Raw genomic sequence first — 12,589 nt, forward strand, 5'->3', positions numbered from 1 at the left:
ATCCCAGAAAACTTGGACGGACCACATCGTCACCAACCCTCGGTCGCTGACGCAATTGACGCCCAGTTACTGACCCCGAAAACGCGGCGCAACAAAGACAATCTGGCCCCGCCGCTTCTAATTCCCTCCCGTGAGCCGCATAGCGAACTATGGACATGATCCTCGCGAAGAGACTCCCGCCCTCGAAGAATGTCAAACGAATCGCAAACGAATTAGTGACATTTGATTGATAATCAACGAAAGCAAGGATGGGCAGTAGCTTTGCGTACACGTCCGAACCGTTTGACGTTTTCTCTTTCGGAAAAGTCACAAGAATGATTTGCGAACGATTGCTTTTCCCCTGTCGGCGAGAATAGAATCGCGCGCAATCGAAAACAGAAATCCGGTAGTGCTTGTATCGGAATCGATTTGGCTTCCCTCCTTTCTCAAGGAAGCCTTCTTCGCACTTTGGCTCGTGCGAACAATCACAGAGAACATTTGTTTCAATTTGTTACCGGAGTCAAACCCCATGAATCGTTGCGCGCAGAATCCGTACTTGCTGGCTACCTTTTTGATGATTGGCATTGCGATCGCGGAAGCCCCGGGGATCGCTTTTGGTCAAATGCAAACCTGGAATGTGAGTGGCAGTGGATCAGGACTATGGAGTAACGCAGCAAACTGGACTCCCGGCCAAGTACCCACACAATCTTCGAATGTGTTTATACCTGGATTCACGACGTCTGGCTTGGGGAACCCCAATCCACAGATCACCTCTCCGGCATTCGCGAATCAAGTCGTCGCGAATGCCGGAATGATGTCCGCGTTGCTGGAAGTGCGAAGCACATTGACCGTTGGGAACGGGGGAATGATCCTGAACAACCAGTCGACGAATCTCCTCGGGAACCTGGGCGGTCGAGTTGTCGTTAATGGCGACATTCAATTGAATGGGGCCGGCGCCGCAGAATCCGGCGCAACGATCAATATCTCATCCAACGGCACGCACACTCAACCGATTCTTGATGTCCAGAAACTGACCATCGGTGGATCTATGAGCGGGTTGACCCAACTGAGTTCGAATTCACAATCACTTTCAGCAGCGGTGCCCATCGTGCGCGCGCAGCAAGTGTTTGTCGGAAGCAGCGGAATGGCTGGATTTTCTTCGGACGCACTCATCACTGGGATTGGTGTTGGAACCAATCCGGCGCTGACCATTGGATCGTCGACGGGCAGCGGACTGGTCGATAGCAACCGACTCTCCGTCAACGGAAACATCAAGATGGGTGTCAATGGTTCGGGAGGATCGATGGGCAATAATTTATTGCAAGTTTCCAGCAACGGCACGCTCACAGCAGGAAATGCAGACATCGCTCAGGGAAATTTCACAGTCAGCCAAAACGCAATGGCATCCCTGTCAAACTTGACCCTTCAAAACGAAGGCGCATTTCAAACAAGTGCCGGTTCTTCTCTATCGGTTGCAGGAAAGATCCTTCAACAACAAGACTCCGTGGCGGCCTCGGACATTGGTGGAACGGTTTCGGCAAACCAAGTCGAACTGCGCGGTACCACCAACGTCAACGTCGGCGGCACCTTGTTGGCCGATAGCGTGAATTTTGAAAGCGAAAGCAACACTCTCGTCAAAGGTTCGGTCGGCACGGATGCCAATCGAATCAATGCATTGAGCGTCAACGGTGGAAACTTCAGCATCGATGGTACGTCGTCCAATACGGGAAAAGTATTCGCGGGGGATCTAACGCTTAGCAGCGGCGAAATTAACGACACGACGGTATCGAATATGGAAGTTGGAAACGGCGTCCATGCGGCCTCACTAAACGTCAGCGGTACAACCACGATCGACGGAATTCGTTCGCACATGCATATCGGGCAATCCGGCATGGCGTCGCTCAATGACCTGGTGCTCAACAACGGCTCCATCGAAGTGGGCGGACATTTGACGATCAACGGTTCAATGACGGTGGATGCTCAAGGCTACGGAGCCATCCGAACATACGCCAGCGGGATGCTCACAATATCAAGCTTGAATTTGAATGAAGGGACACTTCAACTTGGTGGCAACATGACGGGCGACATCACCCAAGTCGGTGGAATTCTGGCACCTGGCCAGTCACCTGGATTGCTCGACTTGGTCGGCAACTATTCGCTCAACAGCGGTATCTTGCAGATGGAACTTGGCGGCGCCAATGCTGCTGATTTCGACCGACTCAAAGCCACCTCCATCACCCTGGGTGGAACCAGCCAATTGGAAGTTGTTTGGTACAACGGTTTCGAAGCCGCACTGGGCAACCAATTCGATATCCTGGATTTCACGACGATCAACGGCACGTTCTCATCCATGTTGCTTCCCACGCTCAGCAATGGATTGCTATGGAACAGCTCGGCTCTTTATACGACCGGGGTGCTATCGGTGGTCAGCGCTTCGGCAGTTCCGGAACTGAGCTCGTCGCTTATGCTTGCGATGGGTGGATTAACGGTCTGCTTCGTTCACCGGCGGAGGACTCGCCGCTGCATTGAGTCCCGAACTTAAACGCACCCGTCTTCGACCTATAAGACTTATGTTGCAGCGTAAACGCTTCCCGTGAAGCAATTCCGGGATGCTGGCTTACCATTTCGATATTGGGTGACTGCGGACACCAACCGTGGTGTTTATGGCCAATACCACTGTGGCGATTCGCGGTTGTCGCCGTAGGATTCGCTGGCCCATGAGTTGGTTGCCCACTGGACGGTTGCGTCATCGGCATGCAGTGCGACGGCGTCGATTTCGTTCCATCCAGAGACCAAGTCCGTGTTCAAAAAGACTTTCATTCGACGAGTGCGAATCTTTGTTGACGGGACAATGAATGAACTCCCCATACCGGCGATCGGTGCCACGGGATCCTGCCCTTTCCAAATCTCTATTTCTTGACCCGTCATGCTGACACTGCAGATGCGAACGACAGCTCCGGGGTTGTAGGTCTCGACGATTTCGATCTTTCCAACGTTGACTTTGTTGGGAAATTCAACGATGAACCACTGCATCCCGGCGTTCTGTCCGGGCGTGGTCCAGGCCGATTGTTGGTCACCCGCCATCGGTGTGTTCGGACGGCCCAACAATTGATCGATGCTCCAACTCGTCCGCGCTGTGCCGAATCTCGCTTGAAGTTGCGACGTTAGATTTTGGTGATCGCGGTACCAGGTCATCAACAACGCGGACAACAGCGACAACCAAATCAAGTCAAGCAATCGAAATCGCGGTCGCCATCGCCACATCACTCCGAAGAACCGTTTGAAAACCGACCGCTTGCGAGGGATGGGACTCGTATCGCTCGCGGGGTCGGTCATGATTTTTAGTCAGTGAGAGTGCGTCAGTCGGCCTTGGCACGATAGCTGTCGATAATGCCTTTGATTTTATCGGGACCTCTCAAGCCGCTGACATCGATTTCAATCCCTGATTGAGCCGCACTGCTGACTCCGATCCGGCCGGTATCAAGAATTCGTTGAAAGAACGTTTGGTCCAGCTGGACGTTACGCACATCGCGGTGCCAGACTTCGGTGATCGACCGACTGAGCCAACCTCGATGCAATCGCGTACGAAGGTTGGTGATCGTCAATTCCGTCGACCGGCAACGAACGTACCATACCAACAGAATGGGAATTCCGACCCCAACAAGGCACAGAATCAGGGTGACGACGAATCCGATGGGATTGTTTCGAAACATCGAAGGCGAGTCAACAAAGACGGTTTCTTCGTCAGACATCTTGTAGCTTTCCTAAAAAGATTCTTGCTTGGAACGGATACGGCCTCTTTCCCCGCACATTGAACGGCCCAGAACGGAGCTAGGCAAGGCGCGCGAAAAAATGAGTGACGGAAAAACAATCAAACGGGCCGAAATGCACTTGCTGCAACCCCGTTTTTCGCCCAAACAACTGGCTTCAGACCGACGTCAAGCGAATGGGGCAAGCGACTCACAGTCGCCATTGGCCATTCGATGGATTTCGATCGATCGGCTGGGCCTTGCCGATCAGCACGGATGATCGGCACGTATGATCATGGCCCAATCCGCGCCACTCCCGATCAGCGGGAATGAATTTACTGCGCGCTAGAGCGTGATCCGGCGGGACTACCGCTGATCGGGTGATCCATCGGCAGCGGGCGGGCGGCGGTGGCGAAGCCCTTGTTGTAGAGCCGCTCTTTCAGGTTTCGGAAGGCACCGAAGCTATCCGGATAGACCCACACGGTAATCGTGGTGTTACCGGGGTCACGTCCGGCCAGTTCGATGTCCAGTTCGCTGGCGCCGGTCAAGACTTTGTCGATAGATTGTCCGTGCGGTTCGGAAAGTGGTTCCAACGTCATGCCGACCAGCTGGATTCGGGTTGCCATCTGTGACCGGCCGCTGGTGCCGACAAGGCCGCGGCTTTTGTCGATCACATAGCGAGCGACGTAGCCGCGTACGGGTCCGACGGCGCCGTCGAGTTTGCCTTCTCTAGCACCCATCGCCGCGCGTTCAAAGTCTGCCTTGATTTCGTCGACCAAGCGATCGACCGGAACGACTGACAAGAGGTTACCCCGGAGTCGCAAATGGATTTCGTCGCCGAAAACCGTTTTCGCCATCGGCGTCGGCAAATGCTCGACGGCGACGACGGTTTCGGGTTGATCTTCTAGACGTTTTCGTTCGCCTTCCAATCGAGTCAACTCGGTTTGGATCTTTTCCAATTCGGTCTGCTTTTCAGCTGCAGCAATGATCTTTTGGTCGAGCTCTTTCTTTTTGTCGTCCCACACCGACCTCGCTTGGGAAAGCAAGTCGATCAGCATTGCCCGCTCTTGCTCGCGAGCACTCAGTTGAGCGTCGTGCTGCTTGACAAGTTGTTCCAATCGATTCGATTCGACTTGGGCCGCGGCGGCGCGCATCGATTGCTGCGACAGACGCGAAAGCTGATCGTCAGTCGCCCATAGCGAAGGATCATCGCGTTCCGCCTCGGTGTCAACGACGGACTCGAGCTTCGATTCATCGCGGACTTGTTCTTGAATCTCTTCGATCACCGCGGTCGACTGCGACCCCAGGATGACCACCAAAATGATCAGGATCCCGACCAAGTTGGCGACGATGTCCAAGAACGAATCGTGCCCCAGTTCGATCGTCGTTCGGTTGCGTCGATTGCCACTCATTGTGATCCCCTTCCGCTGACTTGGACACCGCTGCCGTCCATCAAAGACCGCAACTGATGGAACCTTTGTTCACCTCCGGGCATCACTTCGACGTCCAAGCGGGGTTGCCAGCGTCCGCCCGGCAGTGCGACGCCCCAACGCTGGACACGGTCACGCACGGACGTTGCCAGTTCCAGCGTCGCGCGTTCCGCATCGCGACCGATACGGTTGCCGTCGATCCCAAACATCTCCGTTGCACCACCGCTGGCCGGCGGCAGCAACACGAATCGATCTTCGTAACAAAGCACACGAATCGTTCGAACCACCGAGTTGCCTTTCATGCCGGCGACTTCCGGTGGCAGCGCCCAGTCGCGTCCCTGTCGTCGAACCAATTCACGCGGGGGCGGCGACAGATCCATTTGCATCTGGGGCGCGCCGGACTGTGACTGAGAATCATCGTCCGATGCTGATGACTGTCCTTGTTGGGCAGCCGTCGAAGGCGATCCCGCCGATTGTGTACCGCCAGTCCCGGTGGTGCCGGCCGACATTTTTGACGTTGCTTTGGATGCCGACGATGAAGTCCCCTGGTTTGCGAATCCCTGCATTGCCGGAGCACCGGTTGCCGAGTCGCCCGCGCCGCCCGGTTCCGTTCCATCGCTTCCGGTGCCATTTTGGGTGCTGTTTTCGGAACTCGCGTTGTCGCTTTGGGTCGGCCCGCCGAGTGTCATACCATCGAAATCTTCACCATTGGCGTCGGTGACGCCTGCAGTACCGGCAAACTGACGGCCCCCGCCCGTTGAACCATTCGGAAAATCGCCCGACTTCATTTCTTGTGCGGCCGCTTTCATGTCATCGGCCCATTTCGACTGCATGGCCGGATCGATCTCGCTTGGATTGTTTTGAGTGTACGCACCCGTTCCGGTGTAACCATTGGTAGCGGCCCCACTGACCGACGACTCACCCGCTTGGCCGGATCCGCTGACGTAGGGCGATCGCTTTGATGACGACGACGATCCGAAATCAGAGAAGTCCTGATCGCCGTGATACCCTCTGGACCTGCCATCGCGATCCAGGGATGCAGCCGAAAGAACGCGAGGGCGCGACCGCGGCCCGGCGCCGCCTGTTCCTGAACCACTTGCTGTCGCACCGCTTGCACCCAAGCCACCCGATCCGGAACGATTAACGCCGCCCATTCCCGAGCCGCCGAGTCCCGTTCCAATGCCACCACCGCCGTATCCGAAACCGCTTGCGATCGAGCGAGCCGATTGGTTTCGCGTCTCGCGAGCGATCACCGCATCGAGTTCTCGTTTCAAATTTGAATCGGGCTGAGCGTAAGCTAATTTGACTTCGGCAGGCACCAATTCGTACCCGAACTGATCGTCCCAATTTTCCATCGCGCCTCGCGCCATGCCGTAGGTGTCGATGCCATCGGGACGGACGACCAGCAAAGGGTAGGGCGGGGTGGTGTCGCCGTAGGTTTGCATTGCATGGTGACGCACGGCGCGGAGCGCGGCATCCAAGGGGTTGGCGCCGGATTCCGCGTTTTCGAGTTGTTGCCGGGTGATGCGATTGCCTTCGGGCCAGATGGTCAGTCCCTCGGCCACGCATTCCAAATAGATTGGGCGACGGTCGGTGCCGTTGGGGCCTTTATGAGGAACGATCACGACTCGCGGTGTGCGTTTGCCCGAATCAACGCGAAGCGTCTCGATCGTTTCCTTGACTTCTTCGATTTTCTGTCGATAGCTGGCCAACGTCGCGTCGTCCACGGCGGGTGATTCGTCACCACCGACGGCGCGGTCGACTTCGCCGCTCAATTGTTTCAACTCCGTTCGCAGTCGGCCGATGTGGTTCTCGACGTGCGCGAGCTTGTCGCGGCGATCTTCCAAGTCTGCCGTCTGCTTGTCGCGAAAGGCGACTAGCTGGGTGACGCGAAAGTCCTCTTCCGCAATCATCTTCGTCGCGGCCTCGGCCGCAATTTGCGGTTTGCGAGGTGCGAGATCGGCGGCCGGTTCGACGGTTTTCGCTGCCAGCAACGCATCGTTTTCGCGCTGGGCTTTCGCGCGCGCCGCATCCGCTTGTTTCTTGGCATTGTCGGTTGCGTCTTGCGAAACCAGTGCCAACAACAAGATCAGAGTCCCTAGCGTACAAACCAAAACGGCTAGGAACGGAAACAGCGATGGCGACATACCGCCCCGCTTACGCCGACTCATGCTGCACGCCTTGTCGGAGTCACGGTATCGTTTGGCATTCTTGCCGACAACTTGTCCACCGCGCGAGCCAGGATGCACATTGCGTCGGCCATGGCGTCATTGTTCGGATTGGCCATCTGATGCTGTAGCGCCGTCGTCGCTTCGGTCAAACGCGTGATGGCTTCGTGAGTTTGATTGATCGAGTCATAGTGCCCGGCCAGCGTTTGTTGCTGACTTGCCAATGTTTCGCAGACATCGTCCAGCGTTTCGTTCAAGACCGACGTTTGGTTGCGGATCTGTTCGGCGCTTTGACGACTGGATTGGTCCAACATCGACTGCGCCGACACGATCGATTGTTGCCAACGATCACATTGGACTTCCAATCGTTCACCGGCGACCTGCGACGAACCGGCGACCGATTCGGCGTGCTTCAATAGCGCCGGTGCAAGCGTTAGCTCGAATGCGTCGGCCAACGTCGTGTTGTTCTTTTCATGGACCTGTTGCCACTGCGATTGTGCCGAGTCGATTGTGTCTCGCCACAGGGTGGCTTGATTGGCAAGCGATTCGGCGACGGCCGCTTGAACGCCCCGGCAAAGGTCGGCAATCAGAACCGTTTGGTTGTCCGACGCTTCGTCGCCGGGCAACGTGGACGAAACCAAGTGACCGACGCGGGCGTCGATGGCGGCCAACAGCCGTTGCTCACTACGTTCGACAGGGAACTGCAAGAAGATCGCGATGACCGAGAGTACCAGGCCCATCGCGGTCGTATCAAATGCTACATACAGGCCGCTTTTCAAGTTGTCGACGGCGGCGGTTCCGCTGGAAAAATCTAATCCGCCAAGTGTCTGGGTAATCCCAATCACGGTGCCCAAAAACCCCAACATCGGAATCGCCCAAACGATGATCCGAACCAGCCCTAGTGAATCGTGAGCCGCGTCCGCATCGCGACCGGCCAGTTCGCGAAGGTCGTCAGCCAAGTTCTTGCTGGACCCGCGTTGCGATTGTCGCGTTAGCACTTCTTCGAGCCGCGTTACCAAGTGGCTGGCTCGCATCGATTGCGACAGACTTGAAAGTTCGCTCAACCAATTTCGGGCGACGTGGCCGGCGTCGTTGTCGCTCAGCCAAGATGCGGCCGGGCTGATGTCGCTGTCGCGTGTTGGCAGCAAGTCTTTGTCACGGATGCGAGCCAAGTGGCTGGATTGATCCATCACTCCGAGCGTCTTGGCGATCAATATCGACGAGGCGAAACAGAACAGGATGGTCGCCGCGACGGCGACGGGGTGACCCAAGAAATAGCGTTGCAGTTGCCCTGTGAATGCGGACTCGGGGCCGAATTTGATCGCAGCGAACAAAAGCGAATAAAAACCGACCGACAGGCCGGCACCCAGAATGGTTGCCAGCATCGAATTTCCGGCGACCGGAGCACCCGTCAATGGCGACAACGCGATCGGCGGGGTTGGTTTTTCTGTGGACCGTGATGCGTTGGCCGATGGTTTTCTATCTGTATTCACGCTGGCGATTGCTTTGCCGTGGTCAGTCAAGGTTCAACCCTCGGATCGGGACTTCAGTTGGGGGCGTCGGAAATCGGATCCGTCCGAACCGTCGCGGCGGTGATGGTCGCGATTGGCGACGCGACGACACAACCCCAACCTTCTTATCGACCGGCACAACCGAGCCACTTTATCCAATCGTTAAGAATTGCCATCTGGCTTGCATCCGACCCCAGCCGACCGCTAATAATCGTTAAATGCGAGCCTCGACGGGGGTCTCGACGCGGGCAGATCCGCCCCCACACATTGACCCTTTGCGAGCGTTTCAGATGCAAAAACACCGCGTGAAACTGACTTCGGCCTTGTTCGCTGCTGGGCTTTTGATCGCGGCCGCTACGGCCTCGGTGGGACAGGCTCCGGCGACTCAATCCGATGCCGCAGAGTTCCTTTCCGGGGCGGCCATCACCAAGCGGGGGGTTCCGCAGATGGGTGTCGCGGGCGACATGATCGGATTTTCCAGTTCTGACGCCTCGGGAACTCAGACAATTACGCTAGTTCATACCGGTAAATCCTGGATGGCCGTGTATCATATTGATAAGTCCGGGACGATCCGGCTGATCAGCAGTCGCCCCATCGACGCTGATTTTTCACTCCAATTGAACGCCACTTCACCGTTGCCCGAAGAAATTCGCCAACTCGGCCGTCGGTAAGGTGGCAAAAGTGGCTGGCGCGAATCATCCTGCGTCAGAACATTCATCCACCGATACGCAACTGCGGAGCCGAATAATCCGATGGCAGACTATTTGTCACTTGAGGAAGCAGCCAAGAAGCTTGGAATTCCCACCGAACGATTGGTGGAACTGCGCAGCCAGGGCAAAGTCCGCGGATTCCGCGACGGAGCAAGTTGGAAGTTCCCCGAGAATTCGATCGAGCAGTTGAAAGACGACCTCGGCGATGCACTCTCCGGTGGCAGCGGTATTTTGGTTGACGATCTTGGCTCGTCCATTTCTAGCGGCAGCAGCATCATCGGCGGCGACAACAGTCCGTCCGACGACGGTGGCAGCGATCTGGAAATCGGCGGCGAGTCCGTGACGGGCGATAGCGACGTCAACCTGATTGCGTCCGAAGGCGACGGCAGCGATGTTGCCATCATCGCCAGCGACAGCGACCTGATGATGGAGAGCGCCGGCAGCGGTCTGTTGGAAATCGATTCGGCCGATTTGCAGCTTGAAGGTTCGGCCATCATGCACGATTCGGCTCAACTGGACTTGGCGATTGAACCCAACGCCGGCAGCACGGGCCCGGTAACCGACGCCGAGCTGAAAGAAATTGCAGAATCACATCCGGACGTATTAGCGCCCGAAGGTCCGTCAAGCAGCAACCTTAGCTTCGACGACAGCGATGACGACATGTTGGGCAGCAGCCTGGATTCGGCTCCTTCGGGTGTCAGCAGCCTTGAATTGATGGACGACTTGAAGCTTTCCGGCGACAGCGGTGCGAATGCGTTGGGATCGCGCGGTGTGGACGTGCTTAGCGAGTTGGATCTTTTGAGTGCCGAGCAATCTGGCAGCGGATTGATTTCGGGTGATAGTGAAAACTTATTGATGTCGTCCGGTTTGGGCAGCAGTATCGGCGCCGACGGCATGTCGGACAGCGACGTGTCGGGGCTCGACGACGCGTTGGACGACGATGACGATTTGGTCATCGCCGACGACGATGACGACTTGGTGATCAGCAACGCCGGCAGCGACATTTCGGTTGCCGGTGACAGCGGCATCAACCTGATGAGCCCGTCGGACAGCGGCTTGTCGCTGGAAAGCGAACCTCTGGATTTGGCCGGCAGCAGCATTTCCGCATTGGACCTTGGCGCCGAACTTTCCGAAGGCGGCAGCAGCGGAAGTGGTGGCGGTAGCGGATCGATGGTCGACTTCCAAGCCGACGAAGAATTCCAATTGTCGCCATCGGGCATCGGGCTAGACGCCGACATGGAAAGCGGATCCCAGGTGATCGAAGTCGAAGACTCGGGCGATGTCGCCGAAGCCGTCGAATTTGACGACGCCGGATTTGGCGATGCGGATCCTATGGGCGGCGACGTCTTTGGCGACGCACCGGTCGAAGAAGGCTTCGCGATGGATGACGACGGCGAAGCCGTTGAAATTGACGAGTCGTCACCGGTCGCCATGGGCCCGGTATCGATGGGTGGCTATGAAGTTCCGTTCACGATGTTGCAATGCGTGACATTGATGTTGGTGCTGATGGTCCTAAGCCTAGGCGGCATGTTGATGACCGATTTGGTTCGCAATATGTGGACCTACACTGAAACCAGCGCTCCGGTCAGTTCGCTTACCGATTCCCTGGTCGGTTTGATGGGCTGGGGCCAGTAAACAGGGCTCAATTCGGTAGGCTCGGATCGATCCGGCCGTGCGAGCGTTTGACGCTCAACCGGCGGACTGCGTCGGTTTGTCGGGTACGTCGTGTGGGGTTGGTGCGTTAAGCTAAGGTGACGACGAAACGGATTTCGATCCCACGGCCCACCTAACCCCTCTTACGCAAAGCCACTGATGGCTGCTACGCACCAAGTCGATAACCTAGCGCCCCCATTTTCTCGGCACTCCCTGCTTGCTCAAACGATCTTTGGTTGTCTGATCGCGGCCATGGTTGCATTGTCGGGTTGCGACAAAACCGATCCGATCATCACCTATCGCGTTCCCAAGAAGGTGCCCGAGGAACTTCGCACTCCTCAAGACCGCATGCTGGCCGCGATGGTACCCAATGGCGATCAGGTCTGGTTTTTCAAAGTCACGGGTCCCGAAACGGCCGTCTCGACGATCAGCGATTCGTTCCGCAGCTTCGTCGAAGACGTCCAGTTCAACGACGGTTCGCCAGACCTGAGCCAGCTTCCCGACGGCTGGCGAAAAGGCGGTGACAAACCCATGCGATTCGCGTCGATCGATATCGAGACGCCCGGCAAGCAGTTGGACGTCAGCGTCTCGCAACTCGGCCGACTGGACGACTATGACGCGATGGTGGCGATGAACGTCAACCGATGGCGAAACCAACTCGCGTTGCCCAATTCCGACCAGCGTTGGGCCGAAGCGGCCGAAATCAAAGTGGCCGCCGCCGACGGAAAATCGGTATGGGTCGACTTGGTTGGTGAGGGTGGCGATTCGCCGATGACACCTCCCTTTGCCAGCGGCGCGGCTCCGTTTGCTGGTGGCGCTGCTCCATTCGCTGGCGGTGGCCAGCCACCGATGACGGCTGCTCCGCAAACGCGTGACGCTGGGCTGCCGGCCCAGCAAGCCCAGCAGACCCAGCCGGACGAACGCTTGACGTTTGATCGCCCCACCGGATGGCGCGACGGCAAGATGAGTACGATGCGGATGGCCGCGTTCAACGTCGGTCCGGAAGATGCGCCCGCCGAAATCACGGTCATTCCTGCCGGTGGTGATTTGCGAGGCAACGTGGCTCGATGGATCGGACAAGTTCGTGAAGGCAAGTCGCCCGACGACGTCGTCGACCAAGCGATGGAGGATGCGATCGATGTCACAGTTGATGGCCGTCCGGGACAACGGTTCTATCTGACCAGCGAAGACGAAGCCGGCCAAGCGATTGACGCCACCATCGTCCCCCTGGACGGCGGCATGAGCCTGTTCATCAAGATGACCGGGCCGGCGAAAACGGTGTCCGGTGAGTCCGAAGCGATTGCCGATTTTTTGAAATCGTTGAAACTGAAGTTGTAGTTGTGAAGTGACGGCGATCTCGAATTGCCGTGCCCGCGAAGATGTCTGAAT

The 12,589-nt window shown here is 57.0% G+C and carries 9 protein-coding genes; 4 read left to right on the forward strand and 5 right to left on the reverse strand.

Annotated elements, in window-relative coordinates; all coding sequences use genetic code 11:
* The first annotated feature begins 508 nt into the window (after positions 1-508).
* Positions 509-2,521, forward strand: a complete 2,013-nt coding sequence (locus Poly51_RS10225; protein ID WP_146456877.1) for a hypothetical protein — start codon at positions 509-511, stop codon at positions 2,519-2,521.
* A gap of 119 nt (positions 2,522-2,640) precedes the next feature.
* Here the strand turns inward: Poly51_RS10225 and Poly51_RS10230 are convergent, their stop codons facing one another.
* From Poly51_RS10230 to Poly51_RS10250, 5 genes are all read right to left on the reverse strand, one after another.
* Positions 2,641-3,315 (reverse strand): hypothetical protein, encoded by a 675-nt coding sequence (locus Poly51_RS10230; RefSeq protein WP_146456879.1) that lies wholly within the window; start codon positions 3,313-3,315, stop codon positions 2,641-2,643.
* Between the two features lie 23 nt (positions 3,316-3,338).
* The gene (locus Poly51_RS10235) at positions 3,339-3,731 is read right to left on the reverse strand and encodes a PH domain-containing protein (RefSeq protein WP_146456881.1); all 393 of its coding nucleotides are present in this window, start codon (positions 3,729-3,731) and stop codon (positions 3,339-3,341) included.
* A 332-nt stretch (positions 3,732-4,063) separates the two neighbouring features.
* Positions 4,064-5,140: a hypothetical protein gene (locus Poly51_RS10240; protein WP_146456883.1), complete on the reverse strand. Its 1,077-nt coding sequence runs from the start codon at positions 5,138-5,140 to the stop codon at positions 4,064-4,066.
* Complete coding sequence (locus Poly51_RS10245; protein WP_146456884.1) at positions 5,137-7,329, reverse strand: hypothetical protein; 2,193 nt, start codon at positions 7,327-7,329, stop codon at positions 5,137-5,139. Before Poly51_RS10245 ends, Poly51_RS10240 begins: the two co-directional genes overlap by 4 nt.
* Positions 7,326-8,849: a MotA/TolQ/ExbB proton channel family protein gene (locus Poly51_RS10250; RefSeq protein ID WP_146456886.1), complete on the reverse strand. Its 1,524-nt coding sequence runs from the start codon at positions 8,847-8,849 to the stop codon at positions 7,326-7,328. Before Poly51_RS10250 ends, Poly51_RS10245 begins: the two co-directional genes overlap by 4 nt.
* A gap of 278 nt (positions 8,850-9,127) precedes the next feature.
* Here Poly51_RS10250 and Poly51_RS10255 point away from each other — a divergent pair, with 278 nt between their 5' ends.
* From Poly51_RS10255 to Poly51_RS10265, 3 genes are all read left to right on the forward strand, one after another.
* A complete protein-coding gene (locus Poly51_RS10255) occupies positions 9,128-9,508 on the forward strand; it encodes a hypothetical protein (protein ID WP_146456888.1) in 381 nt (126 codons plus the stop codon).
* Positions 9,509-9,589: 81 nt separating this feature from the next.
* The gene (locus Poly51_RS10260) at positions 9,590-11,182 is read left to right on the forward strand and encodes a helix-turn-helix domain-containing protein (protein ID WP_146456890.1); all 1,593 of its coding nucleotides are present in this window, start codon (positions 9,590-9,592) and stop codon (positions 11,180-11,182) included.
* A gap of 177 nt (positions 11,183-11,359) precedes the next feature.
* Positions 11,360-12,538, forward strand: coding sequence for a hypothetical protein (locus tag Poly51_RS10265; RefSeq protein WP_246114393.1), 1,179 nt, complete (start codon positions 11,360-11,362; stop codon positions 12,536-12,538).
* Positions 12,539-12,589: the final 51 nt, after the last annotated feature.

The sequence above is a fragment of the Rubripirellula tenax genome, assembly GCF_007860125.1.
GTDB classification, from domain to species: domain Bacteria; phylum Planctomycetota; class Planctomycetia; order Pirellulales; family Pirellulaceae; genus Rubripirellula; species Rubripirellula tenax.